The 22,165-nt window shown below is 69.1% G+C and carries 18 protein-coding genes; 6 read left to right on the top strand and 12 right to left on the bottom strand.

Features of this window, described 5'->3' with window-relative positions; genetic code table 11:
- Positions 1–493 precede the first annotated feature (493 nt).
- Complete coding sequence (gene dapD / locus ACI3KX_RS18735; RefSeq protein WP_404910678.1) at positions 494–1,450, top strand: 2,3,4,5-tetrahydropyridine-2,6-dicarboxylate N-succinyltransferase; 957 nt, start codon at positions 494–496, stop codon at positions 1,448–1,450.
- A gap of 53 nt (positions 1,451–1,503) precedes the next feature.
- Here the strand turns inward: dapD and ACI3KX_RS18730 are convergent, their stop codons facing one another.
- Entirely contained in the window at positions 1,504–2,073 is a 570-nt protein-coding gene (locus ACI3KX_RS18730) for a helix-turn-helix domain-containing protein (RefSeq protein ID WP_349427869.1), read from the bottom strand.
- A 183-nt stretch (positions 2,074–2,256) separates the two neighbouring features.
- On the opposite strand from ACI3KX_RS18730, the gene ACI3KX_RS18725 reads away from it, so the two are divergent.
- Entirely contained in the window at positions 2,257–3,702 is a 1,446-nt protein-coding gene (locus ACI3KX_RS18725; RefSeq protein ID WP_404910677.1) for an MFS transporter, read from the top strand.
- A 100-nt stretch (positions 3,703–3,802) separates the two neighbouring features.
- On the opposite strand, the gene ACI3KX_RS18720 is transcribed toward ACI3KX_RS18725, so the two are convergent.
- The 6 genes from ACI3KX_RS18720 to ACI3KX_RS18695 all read right to left on the bottom strand — a co-directional run bounded on the left by ACI3KX_RS18720 (position 3,803) and on the right by ACI3KX_RS18695 (position 8,379).
- On the bottom strand, positions 3,803–5,101 hold the full coding sequence (locus ACI3KX_RS18720) for a citrate synthase (protein ID WP_349427871.1): 1,299 nt from the start codon (positions 5,099–5,101) through the stop codon (positions 3,803–3,805).
- Between the two features lie 188 nt (positions 5,102–5,289).
- A complete protein-coding gene (dapC, locus tag ACI3KX_RS18715) occupies positions 5,290–6,441 on the bottom strand; it encodes a succinyldiaminopimelate transaminase (RefSeq protein WP_404910676.1) in 1,152 nt (383 codons plus the stop codon).
- Between the two features lies 1 nt (position 6,442).
- The gene (fdxA, locus tag ACI3KX_RS18710) at positions 6,443–6,763 is read right to left on the bottom strand and encodes a ferredoxin (protein WP_363352833.1); all 321 of its coding nucleotides are present in this window, start codon (positions 6,761–6,763) and stop codon (positions 6,443–6,445) included.
- A 109-nt stretch (positions 6,764–6,872) separates the two neighbouring features.
- Positions 6,873–7,238, bottom strand: coding sequence for a DUF6113 family protein (locus ACI3KX_RS18705; RefSeq protein WP_349427874.1), 366 nt, complete (start codon positions 7,236–7,238; stop codon positions 6,873–6,875).
- A 65-nt stretch (positions 7,239–7,303) separates the two neighbouring features.
- A complete protein-coding gene (locus ACI3KX_RS18700; RefSeq protein WP_363352837.1) occupies positions 7,304–7,618 on the bottom strand; it encodes an AzlD domain-containing protein in 315 nt (104 codons plus the stop codon).
- Positions 7,615–8,379: an AzlC family ABC transporter permease gene (locus ACI3KX_RS18695; protein WP_363352839.1), complete on the bottom strand. Its 765-nt coding sequence runs from the start codon at positions 8,377–8,379 to the stop codon at positions 7,615–7,617. Before ACI3KX_RS18695 ends, ACI3KX_RS18700 begins: the two co-directional genes overlap by 4 nt.
- A 204-nt stretch (positions 8,380–8,583) precedes the next feature.
- Between ACI3KX_RS18695 and ACI3KX_RS18690 the strand changes: the two genes are divergently transcribed.
- Positions 8,584–10,650, top strand: a complete 2,067-nt coding sequence (locus ACI3KX_RS18690) for a hypothetical protein (protein WP_404910675.1) — start codon at positions 8,584–8,586, stop codon at positions 10,648–10,650.
- Positions 10,651–10,707: 57 nt separating this feature from the next.
- Here the strand turns inward: ACI3KX_RS18690 and typA are convergent, their stop codons facing one another.
- Positions 10,708–12,618 carry a translational GTPase TypA gene (gene typA / locus ACI3KX_RS18685; RefSeq protein ID WP_349427877.1) on the bottom strand — a complete coding sequence of 637 codons (1,911 nt, stop codon included), beginning with the start codon at positions 12,616–12,618 and terminating at the stop codon, positions 10,708–10,710.
- Positions 12,619–12,708: 90 nt separating this feature from the next.
- Positions 12,709–14,469: an ABC transporter ATP-binding protein gene (locus ACI3KX_RS18680; RefSeq protein WP_349427878.1), complete on the bottom strand. Its 1,761-nt coding sequence runs from the start codon at positions 14,467–14,469 to the stop codon at positions 12,709–12,711.
- A 38-nt stretch (positions 14,470–14,507) separates the two neighbouring features.
- On the opposite strand from ACI3KX_RS18680, the gene ACI3KX_RS18675 reads away from it, so the two are divergent.
- On the top strand, positions 14,508–15,113 hold the full coding sequence (locus ACI3KX_RS18675) for a PH domain-containing protein (RefSeq protein ID WP_363352844.1): 606 nt from the start codon (positions 14,508–14,510) through the stop codon (positions 15,111–15,113).
- A gap of 14 nt (positions 15,114–15,127) precedes the next feature.
- On the opposite strand, the gene ACI3KX_RS18670 is transcribed toward ACI3KX_RS18675, so the two are convergent.
- The 3 genes from ACI3KX_RS18670 to ACI3KX_RS18660 all read right to left on the bottom strand — a co-directional run bounded on the left by ACI3KX_RS18670 (position 15,128) and on the right by ACI3KX_RS18660 (position 19,752).
- Entirely contained in the window at positions 15,128–16,282 is a 1,155-nt protein-coding gene (locus tag ACI3KX_RS18670) for an ABC transporter permease (RefSeq protein ID WP_363352846.1), read from the bottom strand.
- Entirely contained in the window at positions 16,282–17,817 is a 1,536-nt protein-coding gene (locus ACI3KX_RS18665) for an ABC transporter permease (protein WP_349427881.1), read from the bottom strand. The genes ACI3KX_RS18670 and ACI3KX_RS18665 overlap by 1 nt, the downstream gene beginning before the upstream one ends.
- Before the next feature lie 159 nt (positions 17,818–17,976).
- Positions 17,977–19,752 (bottom strand): ABC transporter family substrate-binding protein, encoded by a 1,776-nt coding sequence (locus ACI3KX_RS18660; protein ID WP_349427882.1) that lies wholly within the window; start codon positions 19,750–19,752, stop codon positions 17,977–17,979.
- 162 nt (positions 19,753–19,914) lie between these two features.
- Here ACI3KX_RS18660 and ACI3KX_RS18655 point away from each other — a divergent pair, with 162 nt between their 5' ends.
- Both ACI3KX_RS18655 and ACI3KX_RS18650 read left to right on the top strand, forming a co-directional pair.
- Positions 19,915–20,778 carry a CPBP family intramembrane glutamic endopeptidase gene (locus ACI3KX_RS18655; RefSeq protein ID WP_404910674.1) on the top strand — a complete coding sequence of 288 codons (864 nt, stop codon included), beginning with the start codon at positions 19,915–19,917 and terminating at the stop codon, positions 20,776–20,778.
- 281 nt (positions 20,779–21,059) lie between these two features.
- Entirely contained in the window at positions 21,060–22,049 is a 990-nt protein-coding gene (locus ACI3KX_RS18650) for a hypothetical protein (protein WP_404910673.1), read from the top strand.
- The last annotated feature ends 116 nt before the right edge of the window (positions 22,050–22,165 follow it).

The following is a 22,165-nucleotide window of genomic DNA, read 5'->3' as shown; positions in this document are numbered from 1 at the left end:
TCAAACTGACATCCATGAATTGATCCAAAAAGGACCCCCACCAACCAAACAAATGGTCAGCGAGGATACAAAAATTGGCATTTGACAAGTGCACGCTGTTGAGTTCTCAAAGATCGGACGCACCAGCGTTCGGGTCTCTCAACCTTCGCCGCTGGGCAACTTCTCTATCTTACACACGACGTTTCGCCTGTCAAACCGACGCAGCGAGGCACAAGACCCCACCACACCGTCGACCGACGCACACGAGAGTGGAAGAAACCCATCCTAAGCCGAAACCGGCAGACTCACCAGGAGCAGTTCGGATGGGGTGGTTCACTGCTTGAGGGGAGCCAGGCCTTCCGGCCTTCCGCTCTACCCTTTGGGGCGAACAAGTAATACTTTACGTGCGACCTGGCCACCCGTCGAATCCAGCCCGCACCCCGGGCGTGTCGCACCCCCGCATCCGCGGAAACACGCGGGAACCCGGCCGGGCCGGCCGCGCTAGCGTGGAGGCATGACCGAAGAACGATGGGTGTGGGGCGTGGGCCTCGCGACGACCGCCGAAGACGGAACCGTGCTCGACACGTGGTTCCCCTCCCCCTCCGCGGGACGGATCCCGCTCGGGTTCGATCCGCAGCTGGCGCCGGATCAGCTCGACCACCTCGCGGTGGCCGACCCCCGTCGCGCCGTCTCCGTCGACGTCGTCGCGGTCGAGGCGGACCTCGACGCCCCGCCCTCGTCGACGCCGGACGCGTATCTCCGTCTTCACGCGCTCTCGCATCTGCTCGTGCGTCCCAATGAGGTGAATCTCGACGGTGTGTTCGCGCACCTGCCGAACGTCGCCTGGACCACCGCCGGTCCGATTCATCCCGACACGCTGACCAGGCTTCGCCCTTATCTCGCGCGCGACGGGATCCAGGTGCAGGGTCTCGACAAGTTCCCGCGCCTGCTCGACTACGTCACACCCCCGGGCGTGCGGATCGCCGACGCCTCGCGCGTGCGCCTGGGCGCCTACCTCTCACCGGGCACGACGGTCATGCACGAAGGGTTCGTCAACTTCAACGCCGGCACGCTCGGACAGAGCATGGTCGAGGGCCGCATCTCGCAGGGCGTCGTCGTCGGCGACGGCAGCGACATCGGCGGCGGCGCGTCGATCATGGGCACCCTGTCCGGCGGGGGCACGCACAAGGTCTCGGTCGGTGCGCGGACGCTGCTCGGCGCGAACGCCGGCATCGGCATATCACTGGGCGACGACTGCGTGGTCGAAGCGGGCCTCTACGTCACCGCCGGCACCAAGGTGGTGCTTGCGGACGAGCCGCGTCGCGCGGACGGCTCGCCCACGACGGTCAAGGGCGCCCAGCTGTCGGGAGTGGCCGGGCTGCTGTTCCGGCGCAACTCGCTGACGGGTGCCGTCGAGGCGGTCCGGCGTGCGGGCGTCGGCGTCACCCTCAACGAGGCGCTCCACGCCTGACAGCAGCCGGCCGGCCGCATCGCCGACGCGGAGGTGAGGCCGGTCGTACGAGATCAGCGGCGGATCGCGTTGATCGCCAGGTTGAGCACGCGCTGGCGCTGAGCCTCGTCGTCGAACGAGGCGACGGCCGCGACCCCTGACACGAGCTTGACGACGTCGCCGATGGAGATGTCGGGATCGACGTCGCCGGCCGTCTGAGCGCGCTCGAGCAGCGGCTCACCGGCCGACAGCATGATCGTCCGGCACTCGGCGAGCACCGGAGACCGGCGGTTCAGTCCGTCCAGCAGCGCGTGCTTCGTGCCGACGTACGTCACGAAGCGGTCGAGCCAGGCGCGCAGCGCATCCCAGGGCTCGAGGTCGGCGACCTCATCGGCGGCGCGCGCGAGCGCATCGACTTCGCCGAGGTAGAGCGTCTCGATCAGGTCGTCGCGGGTCGGGAAGTTGCGGTAGAGCGTGCCGATGCCGACCCCGGCGCGACGCGCGATGTCTTCCAGGGAAGCGGCCGAGCCCTCCTCGGCGAACGCCTCGCGCCCGGCGGCGACCAGGGCGTCGAAGTTGCGCGCGGCGTCGGCCCGCTGGGGACGGCGCGCATCCAGCGCGGATACCCGCTCGACGACCGACATTCCGACGACCTCCCGTGGTGCTGCTGACTGCGACCGCCGAGACGGTTGCAGATCCGTACGAAGTGTTGGTTGCGAAACGGAGGGGCCCTCCGCTAATCTCTAAGCGGAGGCTTCCTCCGTTCGGAGACCTACCTCCACTTTACTCCGCATTCATCGGATCCGCACTCATCGGAAGGCCCGTCGATGCCCGCCATCCCCTTCACCCCTCGCGCAGCGTTCGCGGCGATCGCTCTCAGCGTCGCCTCGCTCGCGCTGCTGCAGAACCTCGTCATCCCCGTCATCCCGTTGATCGCCGCCGACTTCGGCGTGACGGCGGATGCGGCATCCTGGACCAACACCTCGTGGCTCATCGCCGCCGCGGTGGCCACTCCCCTCCTCGGCCGGATCGGCGACCTGCGCGGCCGCCGCAACACGTTCCTCGCCGTCCTGGGCGTGGTCGCTATCGGCGACATCGTTGCGTCGTTCGCGCCGAACCTGCAGATCCTGATCCTTGCCCGGGTGCTGCAGGGAATCGGCGGCGCGCTCTTCCCGCTCGCCTTCGGCCTGCTGCGCGATGTGATGCCCCGCCACCAGCTCACCGGCGCGATCGGCGCCACGAGTGCGATCATCGGCATCGGCGGCGCGGCGGGCAGCGTCCTCGCCGGTCCTCTCGCCGAGCTGCTGGGCTGGCAGGGCATCTTCGCGGTGCCGTTCGTCGCCGCCGTGGCCGGGATCGCGCTGACCGCGATGCTCGTGCCGCCGGCGGGGCTGCGCGCCACGGGAAGCGTCAACGTCGTCTCGGCAGTCCTGCTCTCGGGCTGGCTCATCGCCCTGCTGGTTCCGCTCAGCTCGGGAGCCCGCTGGGGCTGGACCTCCCCGCTCACGCTCGGCATGTTCGCTGCGGCGACGGTGCTCGTCGTCGCCTGGGTCGTCGCGGAGCTGCGCTCCGACAACCCCCTCGTGGATCTGCGCCTGATGGCGACGCGCGCCATCTGGCCGGTCAACACCGCCGCACTCCTCATCGGCGCTGCCGCCTTCGGATTCTGGGGCTACCTGCCCCAGTTCCTCGAGACGCCCACCGACTCAGGATGGGGCCTCGGGCTCGGGGTGCAAGCGGCAGGACTCGCGCTGCTCCCGCTCCTCATCGGCATGTCGAGCGTCGGCTTCGCCACGGGAGCGATCGCACGCGTCATCCCGCTCCGACTCATGATGGCCCTCGGCGCGCTGCTCATGGCGGGCGGCGTGGTGTTCGCCGTCTTCGACCACGAGACGGTCCTGACCCTCGCCATCGCGGGCGGCGTGTTCGGGCTCGGCATCGGGCTCGCCTATGCCTCCACCGCGAGCATCATCGTCGAGAGCGTGCCGGCGGACCGCACCGGTATCGCGACCGGCGTCAACGCCAACCTCCGCACCATCGGATCGGCGATCGGCTCGGCCTTCACGACAGCGATCGTGTTCGGCTCGGTCGCCCCCGGCGGATCCCCCGCCGTCGACGGATACGCCGTCGCGTGGCTGACCCTCGCCGCCGGCGCCGTGGTCGCCGCGGTCATCGTGCTGGTCGTCCGGCCGCGTCGATCGACGGATGCCGCGACCACGCCCTCCGACGAGGAGAGAGCGGACGTGCCCGCCGCCCTCGCCGAGATCGCCTGACCGCCGGGCGACTCGAATGACGGATGCCGCGCCCCGAGGGGCGCGGCATCGTCGTTCTGCCGTCGATCACGCCGTGGAGCGCTCGTCGACGCAGGCCGGGTCAGGACAGACCCGGGTAGCTCCGCTCCTCGGCGCCGACGTACAGCTGCTGCGGGCGGCCGATCTTGGTCTGCGGGTCGCCGGCGGCCTCGCGCCACTGCGCGAGCCAGCCGGGCAGGCGCCCGATGGCGAACAGCACCGTGAACATCCGGGTCGGGAAACCCATCGCCTTGTAGATCACGCCGGTGTAGAAGTCGACGTTCGGATACAGCCGGCGGTCCTGGAAGTACGCGTCGTTGAGAGCGATCTCTTCGAGCTCCTTGGCGAGATCGAGCAGCGGGTCGCTGACGCCGAGAGCGTTCAGCACCTCGTCGGCCGACTCCTTCACGAGCTTGGCGCGCGGGTCGTAGTTCTTGTAGACGCGGTGTCCGAAGCCCATGAGCTTCACACCGTCTTCCTTGTTCTTCACGCGCTCGACGAAGCGCTGGACGCTCTCACCGGAGTCGCGGATGCGCCCGAGCATGTCGAGCACGGCTTCGTTCGCGCCGCCGTGCAGCGGCCCGTAGAGCGCGTTGATGCCGGCCGAGATCGACGAGAACTGGTTCGCGCCGGTCGAGCCGACCAGGCGCACCGTCGACGTCGAGGCGTTCTGCTCGTGGTCCTCGTGAAGGATCAGCAGTCGCTCGAGCGCACGGGACATCACCGGGTCGACCTCGTAGACCTCGGACAGCACGCCGAAGTTCAGCTTGAGGAAGTTGTCGACGAAGCCGAGCGAGTTATCGGGGTACAGGAACGCCTGGCCGATGCTCTTCTTGTGCGCGTACGCCGCGATGACGGGCAGCTTCGCCAGCATGCGGATCGTGTTGAGCTCGACGTGCTCGGGGTTGTTGGGGTCGGACTGGTGCTCGTAGTACGTCGACAGCGCCGACACCGCCGAGGAGAGCACCGACATGGGGTGCGCAGTGTGCGGAAGCGCGGAGAAGAATCGCTTCAGGTCTTCGTGCAGCAGCGTGTGCCGACGGATCTTCTCGTCGAACTCCCCCAGCTCGTCGGCGGAGGGGAGCTCGCCGTAGATGAGCAGCCACGCCACCTCGAGGTAGGTGCTGTTCTTCGCCAGCTGCTCGATCGGGTAGCCGCGATAGCGCAGCACGCCCTGGTCGCCGTCGATGTAGGTGATCGCCGACTTGGTCGCCGCGGTGTTCACGAAACCGTAGTCGAGAGCCGTGTAGCCGGTCTGGCGGGTGAGGGTGGAGAGGTCCACGCTCGGCGAGCCGTCGGTGCCCCGCAGGAGCGGGAACTCGGCGGACGTATCACCGATCGTGAGGGTGGCCTTCTCCTGCTGGGTGCCCGCGTCGCTCACGGCGCCTCCTCGCGATTTCTGGTCGTACCGGGGGTGTCGTCCGGTCCTGAGCGACACCGTGGGGCGGTCTGCGTCAGAACGGAGGGGCGGGACGGGGGATGCCGCGTCGCCGCGTTCTTACAGCCTAGTCCGCCGCTGCGCCTACTGCTGACACAGCCAAAGGGACACGGCATCCGATGGAGGAATCCTCAGCCAGGGGCGACGGTGCCCACGTTGTCGCTGCGGGGAGTGGACGCCGACGCGCGCAGGCGCTCGGCGGCCGCGGCGATGCGGTCGTCGGTCGCGGTGAGCGACAGCCGGATGTGCTGCGGGAAGTGCACGCCGTAGAAATGGCCGGGACCCGCGAGGATGCCGAGGTCGGCGAGCCGGTCGATGCTCTCCCACGCGTCACGACCCTCGGTCGCCCACAGGTACAGGCCCGCCTCGCTCGCGTCGATGCGGAAGCCGGCCGCTTCCACGGCCGGCCGAAGGGTCTCGCGCCGGCGACGGTAGAGCTCCTTCTGCGCCGCGACATGGACGTCATCCGTGAGGGCGGCGACCATCGCCGCCTGCACCGGCAGCGGCAGCATGAGGCCGAGATGCTTGCGCGCCGTGAGCAGACGAGCGACGACGGAGGGATCGCCTGCGAGGAACGCCGCCCGGTACCCGGCGAGGTTCGACTGCTTGCTGAGCGAGTACACCGACAGGATGCCGCGCAGGTCGCCGGCTGTGACCCGGGGATCGAGCACGGACGGCACCGGCTCGCGATCCCAGGGGGCGTCCCAGCCGAGCTCGGCATAGCACTCGTCGGACGCGAGCACGGCGCCCAGCTCCCGCGCTCGCGCGACGGCAGCACGCAGGGCGTCGACGTCGAGCACGCGGCCATCCGGATTCCCGGGCGAGTTCACCCACACCAGGCGCGTTCCCTCCGGCCACTCCGCCGGGTCGTCGGACGCGACCGGCGTGGCGCCGACGAGGCGCGCCCCCACCTCGTACGTGGGGTAGGCGGCGCGGGGATGGACCACGATGTCGCCGGGGCCGAGGCCGAGCAGCAGCGGCAGCAGCGCGACCAGCTCCTTAGAGCCGACGGTGGGAAGGACGTTGTCGGGCGTGAGGCCCGCGACTCCGCGGCGGCGGTCGTACCACTCGGCGATCGCCGCGCGCAGCGACGCCGTGCCGACGGTCTGCGGGTAGGCGTGCGCGTCGGTCGCCGCACGCAGCGCGTCGGCGACGACCGCGGGCGTCGGGTCCACGGGCGACCCGATCGAGAGGTCGACGATGCCGTCGGGGTACGAGCGCGCCTTCTGCGCGTACGGCGCGACGGCGTCCCAGGGGTAGTCCGCGAGGTCGGCTACCGCCACGTCAGTGTTCCTGCGGCGGGAGCGCCTCGATGACCGGGTGGTCCTTGTGGATCACACCCACCTTGGCCGCGCCGCCCGGGGAGCCGATGTCGTCGAAGAACTCGACATTGGCCTTGTAGTAGTCCTGCCATTCGTCGGGCAGGTCGTCTTCGTAGTAGATCGCCTCGACGGGACACACAGGCTCGCAGGCGCCGCAGTCGACGCACTCGTCTGGGTGGATGTACAGCGACCGGTCGCCCTCGTAGATGCAGTCCACGGGACACTCGTCGATGCAGGCGCGGTCCTTGACGTCCACGCAGGGAAGGGCGATCACGTACGTCACCCGCTCAGTCTACGTCCGACCGGGGCCGGCCCCACGCCCCGCTCCGCATCCGACCGGGGCCGACCACCCCGTGCCGAAGCTCCTTTCCGCGCTGTGGCCCGTCCTCGGCTCAGGCGGCGGCGCGGGAGCGATCGGGCCAGGCGACGGCGAGGGCCACGAGGATCGGCACCGCGAACGTCCAGACCACGGCGAGGCCGGTCTGCGGCACCACCACTGAGCCTCCGGGTCCGCTCCCCGAGAACACCAGCGTGGAGATCATCATGCCGCCGCCGGTCGCGAGCGTCGCCCACCTGTCTGAGGTGAGGAACCGCACCGCCACCAGCAGCGCTGCCGATCCGATCACCGCCAGGATGAGCCCGAGCGGGAACCAGCCGATCGTGTACGCGTGGGCGACGGTTCCGGCGACCCCGTACACCAGCCCGACGAGCAGCGCGACGATCCAGCTGCCGATGCGGGCGGGGACGGAGGGACGCATGACTCGATCGTACCGACCTCGTCCATGAGGGCGGTTCCCCTGCCTGGTCGCGCGACGGAGACGGTCTACGCCGCCCAGCCCCACAGGCGCAGCAGCGCCGCGACGAGCGCTGCGGCGATCACCACCACGAGGAACGGCGCACGCAGGAGGAGCAGCCCCGCGGCGACGAGCACGGCGGGCACGCGGGCGTCGACCACGACAGCCTGGCCCGCGCCGAGCGTCTGCACGGCGACAAGGGCGGCCAGGAGTGCGACCGTCAGCAGATCGGCGATCCGCAGCGGAGTGGGTGCCTCCACCCAGCGGGCGGGGATGAGATAGCCGACCGTCTTGAGCGCCACGCACACGATCGCGGCGACGAGCACCGCTGTCCACATCGTCACGGCAGCCCCTCGCGCTCCGCCACATCGTCCGGCTCGGCGGCATCCGCTGCGTCATCCCTGCCGAGCCAGTTGGTCCAGCCCACGAGGATCGCGACGGCCGCCGCGACGATCACGGGCAGCCCGGGCATGAGCACGGGCGTCAGCACCGTCGCGATGACGGCAGCGGCGACTCCGACGACGATCGGCTGCCGGGCCCGGAGCCGCGGCCACAGCAGGGCGAGGAAGGCGGCCGCCGCCGCGGCATCCAGTCCGTACGCCCGTGGGTCACCGAGCACGTCGCCGAGCAGGGCGCCGGCGAGCGTAGACAGATTCCAGCCGACGTAGATGCCGATGCCCGTGACCCAGAACCCGAGGGTGCGGGCGCGCGCAGTGCGCTGTGCGAGCGAGACGGCGGTGGACTCGTCGATCGTGAACTGCGCAGCGGCGGCGCGGCGCCAGAACCCCGGACCGATCACCGGGGACATGCGGATGCCGTACGCGACGTTGCGCACCCCGAGAAGGGCCGCGGAGGCGATCGCGGCGGGTGCGGCCGCCAGTCCCCCGGCGCCGACGATCCCGACGAACGCGAACTGGGACCCGCCCGTGAACATCACGAGGCTCAGCACGCAGGTCTGCCACACGTCGAGTCCTGCGGCGACCGCCAGCGCGCCGAACGAGATGCCGTAGGCACTCGTCGCGAGAGCCACACCCAGCCCCTGACGAACGGCCCGCTTCGCCTCTCCGGCGCTGTGCGCGTCGTCGAAGTGGGGGTCGAGAGTCACGTCGTCATGCTACCGACGGCTGCGCGGCGTCACTCCGGTCCGCCTCGAGGCGACTGGCCACCTCGGAGCGCGGCATCCTCTCGATGGGATTGCGTTTTCCGGCCGCCCGGACCATGCTGGTCGCACACGCAGAAAACGCTTCCTCGCTTGTGGGTGCCACCACCCGTTCTCATCACGGATTCTGCTTCCGGACGAAGGAGTCCCATGAGAACGACGCTGCCCGCGCGCGCCCTCCGCAGCCGAACGCCCCGGCGACCACTCACCAGAGCCGCCGGCCTCGCGACCGCCCTCGCCCTCGCCGCGGTGCCGCTCATCGCCGCGCCCGCCTCGGCGACGACGCCGGCTGCCGCATCCCCTGCCGTCGACCTCGGACGCGAAGTGATCGCCGCGGGCGACGGCTGGGCCTCGTGGTCGGGACCGACGGCGCCCGAACGCGTCCCGCGCGTGGCCGAGCCGGTGAGCGGCGGGAGTGCGGCGGACCCCTCCCAGGTGTACGTCGTGGACGACTGGCAGAAGCTCCGCGATGCTCTCGCGGGAGTACCCGGCGGCTCGCAGAACGATGCGCGGTACAACCAGGTGCCCCGCATCGTCCATGTCACCGGCGAGCTCGATCCGTGGCTCCGCGCCGACGGCAGCCGGATCACCTGCGACGACATCGCCTCGCAGGTGACGGTCGCGGGCACCGGAGCGCCGTTCGACATGGACGACTACATCGCGGCGTTCGGTCCCGGCGTCGACCCGTCCGGGCCCCTCGAGCAGGCGCGCGTCGAAGCGGCGGCCCTGCAGGCGAAGCTCACGCTGCAGCACGTCGGCTCGAACGTGACCCTCGTCGGCGTGGGTGACGACGCGCGCGTGGCCGGGGCATCCCTGCGCATCCGGGACGCGCACAACGTGATCGTGCGCAACCTGACGCTGTCCGACGCGTACGACTGCTTCCCGCAATGGGATGCCGGGGACGCAGGCGGGAACTGGAACTCGGCGTACGACAACCTCTCGGTCTGGACGTCCACGAGCGTCTGGGTCGATCACAACACGTTCGACGACGGCGCGCACCCGGCGACGAGCCTCGACACGGTCTACGGACGGCCGTTCGAGGTGCACGACGGGCTCCTCGACGTGACGCACGGCTCGGACCTCGTGACCATGTCGTGGAACTGGTTCCAGCATCACGACAAGACCGACATCATCGGGTCGTCCGATTCGCGCACCCAGGACCGCGGGCAGCACCGCGTCACGCAGCACCACAACCGCTGGACCGACATCGGCCAGCGGGGACCCCGCGTGCGCTTCGGCGACGTGCACGTCTACAACAACCTCTACGAGCAGACGGATGCCACCACGGCGGCGTCGTCGGCCGACCACCCGTTCTTCCAGTACTTCTGGGGCGCGGGCAAGGAGAGCAGCATCGTCGCGGAGGCCAATGCGGTCGAGCTCGTCGACCCGTCGAGCGCGTCGCGCATCATCGCCGGCTGGGGTGGGACGGAACTGCGCGCGAGCGACACGCTCGTCGACGGCGCGCCGCTCGACGTGCTGGCGGCGTACAACGCGACGGCCGCCAGCCCCCTCTCCCCCGACGTGCGCTGGGATCCCGCCGACGCGTACACCTATGCGCCCGACCCCGTCGCCGACGTGGCGGCGATCGTCCGCGCCGGCGCCGGCGCCGGCATCCTGTCGTCCGGAACCCCCGGCGCGACGGCAGCCCCCGCGGCGTTCACCGTCTCGGACGACAACGGCCGCGACACCGGGCTGCGCGACGGCGACTACCGGGTGTTCGCCGACCTGTGGTGGGGGCAGAACGCGACGGTCGTGAAGCTGTACGAGAACGGCGTGCTGATCGACGCGCAGGGGATCGACGGCGCCTCGCCCGCCGCGCAGCACGCCGCGTTCGACATCGCCGGCCGCGTCGACGGAAGGTACGACTACACGGTGGTGGCGCTCAATCCCTACGGCCAGACCGCGTCGCGGACCCACACGGTGACGGTCACGGATGCCGCCCCTGCCCGCGCCGCGCTGTCGGCCTCAGGGGCGCGGACCGGCACGGTGACCATCACCGCCGACCTCTGGTGGGGCACCAACGCGACCGAGTACGTGCTCTACCAGGACGGCGTCGAGGTCGACCGCCGGGCGCTGGTCGCCGCGACGCCGGGCGCTCAGCACGCGGCCACCGTCGTCGGCGAGCTGGCGCCGGGGACCTACGAGTTCACCGCGGTGCTGTCGAACGCCGCCGGCTCGACGCCGGCGAAGCCCGTCACCGTGACCGTTCGGGGATGACAGCGGATGCCGCGCCCGGCGCCTCTGAGAGGCGCCGGCCGCGGCATCCGTCACTGCTTACGCGTTGGCGTCCTGGCGCTTCAGGCGTGCCGTGGCGCGGCCGCGCTCGGTGGCGTCGAGGACGACCTTGCGGATGCGCACCTTCTCGGGCGTCACCTCGACGCATTCGTCGTCGCGTGCGAACTCCAGGCTCTCCTCGAGCGAGAGCTGACGCGGCGGGGTCATCGACTCGAACGTGTCGGCCGTGGAGGAGCGCATGTTGGTGAGCTTCTTCTCCTTGGTGATGTTCACGTCCATGTCGTCATTGCGCGAGTTCTCGCCGATGACCATGCCCTCGTAGACCTCTTCGGTCGGCTGCACGAAGAACGACATGCGCTCCTGCAGGGCGATGATCGCGAAGGGCGTCACCACTCCCGAGCGGTCGGCCACGATCGAGCCGTTCTGACGCGTGACGATGTGACCCGCCCACGGCTCGTAGCCGTGCGAGATCGCGTTGGCGATGCCGGTGCCGCGCGTCGTGGTGAGGAACTCGGTGCGGAAGCCGATGAGACCGCGCGAGGGCACGATGAACTCCATGCGCACCCAGCCGGTGCCGTGGTTCGTCATCGTCTCCATGCGGCCCTTGCGCGACGCGAGAAGCTGCGTGATCGCGCCGAGGTACTCCTCGGGCGAGTCGATCGTGAGGTGCTCGAACGGCTCGTAGGTCTTGCCGTCGACCTTCTTCGTGACCACCTGGGGCTTGCCCACCGTGAGCTCGAAGCCCTCGCGCCGCATGTTCTCGACGAGGATCGCGAGGGCCAGCTCGCCGCGGCCCTGCACCTCCCACGCGTCGGGGCGGCCGATGTCGAGCACCTTCAGCGACACGTTGCCGATGAGCTCGCGGTCGAGGCGATCCTTCACCATGCGGGCGGTGAGCTTGTGACCCTTCACCTTGCCGACCAGCGGCGAGGTGTTCGTGCCGATCGTCATCGAGATCGCGGGGTCGTCGACGTGGATGGCGGGCAGCGGCCGGACGTCCTCGGGATCGGCGATCGTCTCGCCGATCGTGATCTCCTCGATGCCGGCGATGGCGACGATGTCGCCCGGGCCGGCCTCTTCCGCCGGGTAGCGCTCGAGCGCGCGGGTCTTCAGCAGCTCGGTGATGCGCGCGTTCGAGTGCGTGCCGTCGTGGCGCACCCACGCGACCGTCTGGCCCTTCTTCAGCGTGCCGTTGAAGACGCGCAGGAGTGCGAGGCGGCCGAGGAACGGGCTGGAGTCGAGGTTCGTCACCCACGCCTGCAGCGGGGCCTCGTCGTCGTAGGACGGCGCCGGCACGTGCTCGAGGATCGCGCCGAAGAGCGGCTCGAGGTCGGCGTTGTCGGGCAGCTCGCCGTTCGCAGGACGGTTGCGCGATGCCGCGCCGGCGCGACCCGACGCGTAGACCACGGGCACGTCGAGGAGCGCGTCGACGTCGAGGTCGGGCACGTCGTCGTGGAGGTCCGACGCCAGGCCGAGCAGCAGGTCGTGCGCCTCTTCCTCGACCTCGGCGATGCGCGCATCGGGACGGTCGGTCTTGTTGACCAGGAGGATCACCGGCAGCTTCGCCTCGAGCGCCTTGCGCAGGACGAAGCGGGTCTGGGGCAGCGGGCCCTCGCTCGCGTCCACCAGCAGCACGACGCCGTCGACCATCGAGAGGCCGCGCTCGACCTCGCCGCCGAAGTCGGCGTGGCCCGGGGTGTCGATCACGTTGATCGTCACGGGCACGTCGGTGTGGACGCCCTTGTAGGTGATCGCCGTGTTCTTCGCGAGGATCGTGATGCCCTTTTCGCGCTCGAGGTCGTTCGAGTCCATCGCGCGTTCTTCCATGTGCTCGTGCGAGCCGAACGAGCCGGTCTGACGGAGCATCGCGTCGACGAGGGTGGTCTTGCCGTGGTCGACGTGAGCGACGATAGCCACGTTGCGGAGGTCCGGACGGAGGGCGCGCGCCATGAGGGAATCCTTGAAAGAGAATGGGGATGCCGGAATGCCGGCATCCCCATTCTATTGGGCGCTCCTGTGTGTCGCCTTTCGGCGCTGTGGTCAGCCCTCCAGGCCCGCTGCGAGCAGGGCCGCCCGCGCTTCGCGGCGCACGCGCTGCTCGTCGGGGTCGGGCACCGGGATGGCCGCGATGAGCCGTCGCGTGTAGTCCTCCTGCGGCGCCCGCAGGATCTGACCGGTCGCACCCTGCTCGACGATGTGCCCGTGATGCATCACGATGATCCGGTCAGCGAGCGAGTCGACGACCGCGAGGTCGTGGCTGATGAACAGGCACGCGAAGCCCAGGTCCTGCTGCAGCACGCGCAGCAGCTGCAGCACGGTGGCCTGCACCGACACGTCCAGCGCCGACGTGGGCTCGTCGGCGATCAGCAGCTTCGGCTGCAGCGCGAGAGCGCGCGCGATGCCGACGCGCTGCTTCTGACCGCCCGACAGCTCGTGCGGGTACCTGTTGCGGTACGAGCGGGGCAGCTCGACCGCGTCGAGCAGCTCCTGCACGCGCACGTCGAGCTGGCGGCCCTTCGCGACGTTCGCCAGCAGCATCGGCTCACCGATCGACTGGCCGATCGGCAAGCGAGGGTTGAGCGACGAGGACGGGTCCTGGAAGACGATGCCGACGTCCTTGTGCACGGTGTGCAGCAGACGGCGGTCCGCCTTCGAGATGTCGTGCCCGACGACCTCGGCGCGCCCCTCCGCGATCGGCAGCAGGCCGATGGCGGCGCGGCCGACCGTCGTCTTGCCCGAGCCGGACTCGCCGACGAGGCCGGTGACCTCACCCGGGAAGATCGAGAAAGTCGCGTGCTCGACGGCGCGGAACGCCGGGACGCGCCCGCGCTTGGGGTACTCGATGGCAACGTCCTGGAAGTCGAGCACCGGAGCGCCGAGGCCCTTGCGACGCTCTTCGTCCGCGCGCGCGGCCACATCCGCCAGTCGGATCACCGACGTGTCGCCGGCCAGCGCAGCCGTCGTGTCGATCGACTCCCCCGCCGCGTCGCCGATGCGCGGCACCGCCGCCAGCAGCTGCTGCGTGTAGGGATGCTGCGGACGGTTGAACACGGCGTCGACGGTTCCACGCTCGACGATCTCGCCCTTGCGCATCACCACGATGTCGTCGGCGATGTCGGCCACCACGCCCATGTCGTGCGTGATGATGAGGATGGCCGAGTCGAGACGGTGACGCAGGTCGCGCATGAGGTCGAGGATCTCGGCCTGCACCGTCACATCGAGCGCCGTGGTGGGCTCGTCGGCGATGAGCAGCTGCGGATCGCACGAGATCGACTGCGCGATCATGGCACGCTGCCGCTGTCCGCCCGAGAGCTGGTGCGGGTAGGAGTTGAACGCCTTCAGCGGATCGGGCAGCTCCACCATGTCCAGGAGCTCGAGCGCCCGGGCGCGCGCTGCGCTCGGCGTCATGCCCTTGTGGATGCGGAGCGTCTCGATGATCTGGAAGCCCACCGTGAACACGGGGTTCAGCGCGGTCATCGGCTCCTGGAAGATCACCGCGATCTCACGGCCGCGCACGCGGCGCAGCTCTTCCTTGCGCAGGCCCAGGATCTCGCGGCCGCCGAGCTTGACACTGCCGGTGACGCGGGCGTTCGAGGGCAGCAGTCCGAGCATCGCCATGGAGCTCGCGCTCTTGCCCGAGCCGGACTCGCCGACGATCGCGAGGGCCTTGCCCGACTCCACGAAGTAGTCGAGCTTCTTCGCCGCGGGCACCCAGTAGTTGTCGACGGCGAAGTCCACGGACAGGCCGCTCACTTGCAGCAGTGGGCCGCCGGTGGATTCGGTGTGGGGGGACGCGTTCATTGGATGGTCCTTGCGGGGTCGAGAGAGAGAATGGGGAGGTGACCGACCCTGCGATCCGCATCGACTCCCGTTTCAACCGCATTGCTGCCGTCATCGTCTGGAGTCTCGCGGCGCTCGCAGTGATCACCGCCGTATGGAGCTCGGACGCGCGGCTGACGTGGGTCTACGCCGGCGCTCCGCTGGCCGCGCTTCTCGGCTGGGCCGCCCTGTGGCGCCCGTGCGTCGTCGTGTCCGATCACGGCGTGCGCATCGAGAACGTCAGTCACGACGTCGATGTGCCGTGGGAGGCGCTCGTGCACGTCGACACGGCCCGCGCCCTGACGCTGCACACGCCGTCCGGCAGCTTCACCGCCTGGTCCGCGCCGGCGCCCGGCTTCTTCACCACGATGATGGGCAACGCCAAGGCGCGCCGCGAGGCGAGCGCCGCCGGCGGCGAGGCGCGTCCCAGCGACCGCCTGGGCACCGACTCGGGCAATGCCGCCCTCGTCGTGCGCGAGACGTGGCGCCGCCGCCTGGACGCCGGTCAGGTGGAGCTCGGCGTCGCCGACGAGACGCCGGTGAAGCGCCACTGGCACCTGCTCTACCTGGTGGCGTCCGCCGTGCTCGCGGTGGCGTCCGTCGCGCTGATCATCGCCACGGGCTGACCGCTTCTCGAGCATCATGCGCGGCGATCCGGTTCAGGCGAGATCTCCTCGTCGAGGACGTCGTCGCCGCGATCGCTCGTCACACCCGACACGGTCGTTCCGCCGCCGGCGGTGACCATCGCGCCCTCGGGCACATCGACGGTGGTGCCGCTGACGATCACCGCATCGTCCGGGAGGTCCTTCACCTTGCGGAAGACCACGCGCTTCTGGCGCGGGTCGAACGCATCGCGCAGGCCGTCGCCGACGAAGTTCACCAGCAGCGACAGGATCACGATGAAAGCCGCCGGCCACCAGAACAGCCACGGGCGGGTCTGGAACGCCGACTCGTTCGACGCGATCAGCAAGCCGAGCGAGACATCGGGAGCACGGACGCCGTAGCCGAGGAACGAGAGCGACGTCTCGAGGATGATGGCTGCGGCGATCAGCAGCGTCGTCGCCACGATCACGACGCCGATCGCGTTGGGCAGGATGTGCTTGAAGATGATGCGCGCGTCCGAAGCCCCGGCGACCCGCGCCGCCTCGACGAACTCGCGCTCACGCAGCGTCAGGAACTCGGCCCGGACCAGACGCGCGATGCCCGTCCACACGAAGAAGCCGAGGAACAGGGCCAGGAACAGCGGCCCCAGGTTGCCGACGGACGAACCGACCACGGCCCCGATGACGATCACCGGGATCACGATGACGATGTCGGTCAGGCGCATCAGCACCGCGTCGACCCACCCGCGATAGTAACCGGCGATCGCACCGACCACGACGCCGATGAAGGCGCCGATGAGGCCGATGATGAACATGATGTACGACGAGTTCACGAGGCCGCGCATGACCATCGCGAAGTAGTCCTTGCCGACCGTGTTCTGACCGAACGGGTGGTCGCCCAGCGAGAACGGGAAGAGCGTCAGCGTCGGCTTGCCGCCGTCGGTGATCGGGATCAGCTGCTCATAGTTCCACTTCCACCAGCCCGGGATCGGGCCGATGCCGGTCGCGGTGACGGCGAATCCGACGATCAGGATGAAGAGGATTGCGCTGATCACGGCGGGCTTGTGGGCGATGAACCGACGGAAGGTCAGTCGCCCCTGGCTGACGCCGCGCTCGTCGGCGGTCTGGACGTGCACGCCGCCTTCGGCAACCTGGCTGGGCGGTTCGAGGGACGGATCGATCGGGATGGACATTACTTGACCCTCACTCTCGGGTCGATTGCCGAGTAGGCGAGGTCGGCGAGGAAGTTGAACGTGATGGCGAACACGGCGATGACGACGAAGTACGCCATGACCGGGTTGGGGTCGGCATGCGAGAGACCCTGGTTGAAGAGAGCACCCATGCCGCTGAACGCGAAGATCCGCTCGGTGATGATCGCGCCACCGATGAGCGCGCCCACATCGGCCGCGACGATCGTGGTGATCGGGATCAGCGAGTTGCGGAACGCGTGGCGGACGATGACGGTGCGCTCCGGCAGACCCTTCGCGCGCGCCGTGCGGATGTAGTCCTGGTTCAGCGTCTCGAGCATGCCGCCGCGCGCGTAGCGCGTGTACGCCGCGAACGAGATGAGCATGAGGCTGATCGTCGGCAGCAGCAGGTGGGTGAACGTGTCGATGCTCTGGATCCACCAGTCGCCCTGCAGGTTCGGGGTCTCCGAGCCGATCGTGGCGATCGGGCGGCCGTTCACCTTCGGGTTGTTGACGTAGTCGTTCCAGCGCCCCATGAACTGGTTGAGGACGATGACGCCCATTCCCAGGATGCCGGTGAGGGCGCCGATGCGCATCGCCTGGCCCTTGTCGTACTCACCCAGGAACCAGCCCGCCGCCACACCGACGAGCGCCGAGGCGACGAAGAGCGCGAAGACGCCCCAGCCGTTGAACGAGTCGAGGAAGGGCTGCAGCACGAAGAACGCGGCCACCAGCACGATGACGGTCGCACCCGCCGTACGCCAGGCGTAGCGCGCGCGGGGTCCGGCGATGATCAGCACCATCGCGGCACCGAACGCGGCGATCAGCAGCGGCGTGAGTACGGGGCCGAGCGACGGGTAGAGGAACCACGCCGTGACGCTCATGCCGTAGAGCATGGCGCCCGTGGTGACGACCGATGCGGCGAAGACGACCAGGCGACGCTGCCTGTTCCCGCCGATGATCGCCTGCCAGAAGACGCCCGATATGAGGCTCAACGCGATGATCCACGGCCATGTGAACACCGGGCTGTCCAGCCAGTTGTTGAAGCCGAGGGCCAGGAAGACCTTGAGGAGAACACCCATCACGAACGAGGGCAGCGAGTAGAACAGGAAGCTGGCGAACGTGAACGAGTAGTCGATCGCGCTGTACTGACGCAGCGCCGAGACGATGCCGACCAGGATGCCGAGGACGATCGCGAGGATCGTCGAGGCGGTCACGAGCTGGAGCGTCGCACCCATGGCGCGAGCGAGAAGGACGTCGACCGGCTGGTTCTGGATCGTGACGCCGAGATCGCATCCGCCGAACGGGATGACGCAGCGTGCGGCGCCGAGAAGCCAGTTGAACCAGCGGACGGGAATGGGCTGGTCGAGGTTCAGCCAGTCGATGCGCTGTGCGATGAGCGCGTCGCGGTTCGGGCTGTTGGAGGCGTACAGATCCTCGAGCGGGTCTCTTGCCAGAGCCACGAGGGTGTACATCAAGAAGGATGCGGCGATGAGGATCAGGATCGAGACCCCGATGCGCCGCAGGACGAAGCTAAGCACTGGGCTGGCCCTTCATGCAGAAAAGGTAGCAGGCGGGCGACGGCGGCAGCAGAGGCCTGACGTCGCGGTCACCCGCAGTGGACGGGAAGACACACGCACGGGGCGCCGGGCTGCAAGAACCCGACGCCCCATGGCGTGGTGTTTCAGCTGATCACCGAATTACTCGGCGACCGTCCACTCCCAGAAGTTCCAGAACACACCGGTCTGGTTGCCCATGTAGGTGAGGCCCTCGATGTTGTCTGCGTGCGCCTCCAGGCCCGGGCTCTGCCACAGCGGCAGACCGTAGGCGTCGCCGAACAGCTCGGCGTCGGCCTGGACCGTGAGCTCATCGATGGTGTCGGTGTCGAGCGTCACCGGGATCTCACGGGCGATCTCGTCGACCGTGTCGTTGGCGTACTTGTTGAAGTTGCTGCCACCGAAGCTGGCGAAGATCTGCGGGACGGTGCCGTTGCCGACACCGGGCGAGATCCAGCCGAAGATGACCGCGTCGTAGATGTCCGAACCGAGCTGCGCGCTCCAGTCCTCACGGCCCACATCCTCGATCACGAAGCCGGCCTCAGCAGCCGAGGCCTGGATGGCCTCGAACGCGGCAACGCGGTTCGGGTTGTTGATGTTGTACATGAGGCGGATCGTCGGGGTCGCACCGGCGAGGAGCTCCTTGGCACCCTCGATGTCGACCTCGGCGTACGCGTCGGAGCCGTTGCTCGAGACAGCGTCCTCGTAGGACGACTGCGCCGGGATGAACAGCTGCGAGTTGAGGACCTCGGCCTCGGGGTTGATCGGCTTGATCAGCGTGTCGACGAGCTGCTGACGCGGGATCGTCTTGAGGAAGGCCTCACGGACGTTCTGCTCGGCCAGCGGGCCGGCGAACGTCAGGTCGAGGTGGTCGTACGCGAGCTGGTCGCCCTGGATCACCGTGGCACCGTCGATCGCCTCGAGCGCGGTCAGCGTGTCACCGCTCGCCTGCGGGGCGATGATGTCGACCTCGCCGTTCTGGAGGGCCGTGACCTGGGCCTGCGCGTCACCGATGAAGCGGATGACGAGCTCCGAGAACTGCGGCTTGAGGTCACCCGTGTAGCTCTCGTTGAGCTTGAGCGTCATCGACTGCGTGGGCTCGTACGAGTCGATGATCCACGGGCCGCTCGCCAGGTACAGCGACGGGTCCTCCGGCAGCGACGTCATGTCGAAGCCCGAGTTCCAGAAGTCGGCAGCAGCCTTGAGCGTCTCGTTGACCGGCGCCGGAGCGGCAACGTCACCGCGCGGGCTCGTCAGGATCGTGTCGATGAGCTCGGCCTGGTCGACGCCCGCCTTCTCGGAGACGACGTGGACCGGCTGGTCCATGAGGTCCTGGATGTTCCAGTCGACGAAGGGCTCGTCGTACTCGAGCGTGAGCGAGAGCTTGTCGTCGGCGACCTCGGTGATCGTCGAGGTCTTGAGACCCTCCGTGCTGCCGGCGTACGCGAAGTACTTCGTGCCGCTCACGGCCTCACCCGACTCCGGGTCGAGCGTGGCGTCGTCGAAGACGCCCGACGTTGCAGCCCATCCGAAGACGAGGTCGTCGGTGGTGATGGGCTCACCGTCGGACCACTCGAGCCCGTCGTTGAGGGTGTACTTGACCTGGAGGGGGTCCTCGCTGACGACCTCCATCGTGCCGAACGACTCGTCCGGAACGACCTCGTAGCTGTCGCTGACGTAGTAGAACGTGGACTTGGTGAGGTAGTCGATCTTGCCGTTGATGTCGAGGTTGCCGTTGTCGCTGTTCGAGTTCGTACCCGTGAACTCGTTCGTCTCAGCAACGGTCACCGCGGTGTCGGTGGCCGTGGGCTCCTCCGACTCCGGCGGGGTCGTCGAGCAGCCGGCAAGGACCAATGCGGTCACGCCGACGCCCGCCGCGACTCCGAGTGCGCGCATGCGCCACGTCGTCTTGTCAGACACTGTGTCTCCTCCTGTGCAGGGTAATGCGCGCGAGTACGGACAGAACCGGACGGGCGCGCGGATGGGAAAACGATAAGCATCGGTGGTGAGATGGTCAAAACGATCGGGGAAAACGTTACAGAGCCTTAACTCAATCGACGCGGAGTGTGACAATCTGACAAGATGACGCCGCTGAACCGGCCCACGGACCGGAGGGATTCCACTACGCTTGCTGCCCCCGATGCGTTCGAGCGCCGCCGCCTGACCTGGGAGGTCTGGATCGTTCTGGCGATCACGGTCGGTCAGTCGGCGCTCTACTCGGTCCTCTCGCTCGTCCGCAAGCTCCTCGCACCGGTCCCCCTGGGCCAGCAGCAGACCCAGGTGAATCCGTCACGCGATGTGCAGGCGTTCTGGGATGTGACCTACCAGCTGCTCTCCGTCTTCTTCGCGCTCGCCCTCGTCGCGCTCGTGGTGTACCTGCTGTGGGAGCCCGGGAGCAACGCGCTACGGCGCATCGGCCTCGACTTCACCCGATTCGGCGGCGACCTCGGCCGCGGCATCCTGCTCGCCGCCGTCATCGGCCTGCCGGGGCTGGCGCTCTACGCAGCCGGACGAGCTCTGGGGATCACGGTCGCGGTCGTGGCCTCGCCCCTCGACGCGGCGTGGTGGACGGTGCCGCTGCTCGTGCTGTCGGCGCTGCGCGCGGGGCTGACCGAGGAGGTCATCTTCATCGGCTACCTGTTCGACCGGCTGCGCCGGCTCGGCTGGAACGACTGGTCGATCATCCTGACCACCGCGGCCCTGCGCGGCGCGTACCACGCCTACCAGGGCATCGGAGCGATCGTCGGCAACTTCGTCATGGGCCTGGTGTTCGGCTGGTGCTACCGCCGGTGGGGGCGCGTCATGCCCCTCGTTGTCGCGCACACCCTGCTCGACATCGTCGCCTTCGTCGGCTATCCCCTCGCCGCGGCGCTGTGGCCCGGCGTCTTCGCCCCGATCCCGACGCCGTCGCCGTCGCCGACCCCGACGCCGTCCGCGTCCGCGTAACCGCGGCGTAGCCGCCCAGCGCGCCGCCCTTTCTCGGCGAGTGTGCAGCGCGCGCCCTTTCTCGGCGAGACCCCAGTGGGTGGACGAGACCGTGGGGTTCACCCAGGGTCTCGTCGGCCCACCGGGGTCTCGTCGAACCACGCCGGGCGCGCAGCGTGGGGCGCTGTGCGCAGGAACACCGGCCGGCGCGCGGCTCCTCCACAGACCGGGGGTTTCGGCGTTCGTCCACGAACGGCTCGGAGATCTTCGCCGCGGCTGCCGCGGCCCGACAGAGTCGACGGATGCCGCTGCTCACGTCCGCGCTGACAATCCAGCCATCGCCGATCTCGCTGTTGCGCGTCGACGACGTGCCTCATCCCGAACGCGCGGTGGCCCGGAACGACCTGGTCAAGGTTCGGCGCGGGGTGTACGCACCAGCGGAGGAGTGGCGATCGCTGCCGCCGTGGACGAGGTACCTGGCGCAGGTTCACGCTGCGCTTCTGCTGCATCCGGATCTCGTCCCCTCCCACGAGTCTGCTGTCGCGCTGCACGGCGGTCCGGTCTTCGGCAACCCCGGCGTCGTCCATGTCCTCGCACCGGCGACAGGCGCATCCAGGCTGGTCTCGGGTGTGCGCACCCACACCACAACGGACCACCGCGCACTCGTGCTGATCAGCGGGATCGCCGTCTCCGCTCCAGCCGAGGCAGCCGTCGACGTGGCTCGCGCGCGCCATCCCGCCATCGGGCTCGCGGTGGCGGATGCGATGCTGCGACGCGACGACACGGTCTCGCGCGAGGAGTTGGCGCGCATCAACGCGACGCGTTCGTCCAGCCGTGGCCGTGACATCGCACGATGGCCGCTGTCGCGCGCGACCGCGCTCGCGGAGACAGCGTTCGAATCCGTGAGCCGCGGCGTGATCGAGTGGCTGGGCTTTCCCGCGCCCGAGCTCCAGAAGACTTTCGTCACCCAACCGGACGAGGTGGACCGCGTCGACTTCGTGTGGGAAGAGGCATCCCTCGCTGGGGAGGCTGACGGGGACTTCAAGTTCGACGGCCGGTTCGGCGATGCGGCCACGCTCCTGAAGCAGCAGCGATCGCGAGATGCCCGACTTCGCGGGCATCTGCGAGCCGTCGCCCACTGGGGATGGCAGGATACGACGACGTTCACACCGCTGCGTACGCTCCTCCACGGCGCCGGACTCCGTGCCACCGCTCCCGAGAACTCCGCCGCGTTGATGTCGATGCGCCGTGTACTGGTCGGACGCGCCCCGCACCCGACCGACCCGCGTTAGCCCCCCTCCTCCGCGAGACAACAGTGGGCGGACGAGACCGCGGGGTTCACCCAGGGTCTCGTCCGCCCGCTGGGGTCTCGCTGCGCTGCCGCATCAGCCACGCCGCGCCGCCGCAT

The organism is Microbacterium sp. ZW CA_36 (assembly GCF_044987475.1).
In the GTDB taxonomy this organism is placed as follows: Bacteria; Actinomycetota; Actinomycetes; order Actinomycetales; family Microbacteriaceae; genus Microbacterium.
The sequence above is the reverse complement of the archived record's forward strand: the minus strand, read 5'-3'. Positions and strand labels throughout refer to the sequence as shown.

Bases quoted from the DNA above. Each gene is read 5' to 3' on its own strand.
- ACI3KX_RS18650 (WP_404910673.1), top strand. From the start codon at position 21,060: ATGCCGCTGCTCACGTCCGCGCTGACAATCCAGCCATCGCCGATCTCG.
- ACI3KX_RS18690 (WP_404910675.1), top strand. From the start codon at position 8,584: ATGAGAACGACGCTGCCCGCGCGCGCCCTCCGCAGCCGAACGCCCCGG.
- ACI3KX_RS18655 (WP_404910674.1), top strand. From the start codon at position 19,915: ATGACGCCGCTGAACCGGCCCACGGACCGGAGGGATTCCACTACGCTT.
- typA (WP_349427877.1), bottom strand. From the start codon at position 12,618: ATGGCGCGCGCCCTCCGTCCGGACCTCCGCAACGTGGCTATCGTCGCT.
- ACI3KX_RS18680 (WP_349427878.1), bottom strand. From the start codon at position 14,469: ATGAACGCGTCCCCCCACACCGAATCCACCGGCGGCCCACTGCTGCAA.
- ACI3KX_RS18725 (WP_404910677.1), top strand. From the start codon at position 2,257: ATGCCCGCCATCCCCTTCACCCCTCGCGCAGCGTTCGCGGCGATCGCT.
- dapD (WP_404910678.1), top strand. From the start codon at position 494: ATGACCGAAGAACGATGGGTGTGGGGCGTGGGCCTCGCGACGACCGCC.
- ACI3KX_RS18730 (WP_349427869.1), bottom strand. From the start codon at position 2,073: ATGTCGGTCGTCGAGCGGGTATCCGCGCTGGATGCGCGCCGTCCCCAG.
- ACI3KX_RS18705 (WP_349427874.1), bottom strand. From the start codon at position 7,238: ATGCGTCCCTCCGTCCCCGCCCGCATCGGCAGCTGGATCGTCGCGCTG.
- ACI3KX_RS18670 (WP_363352846.1), bottom strand. From the start codon at position 16,282: ATGTCCATCCCGATCGATCCGTCCCTCGAACCGCCCAGCCAGGTTGCC.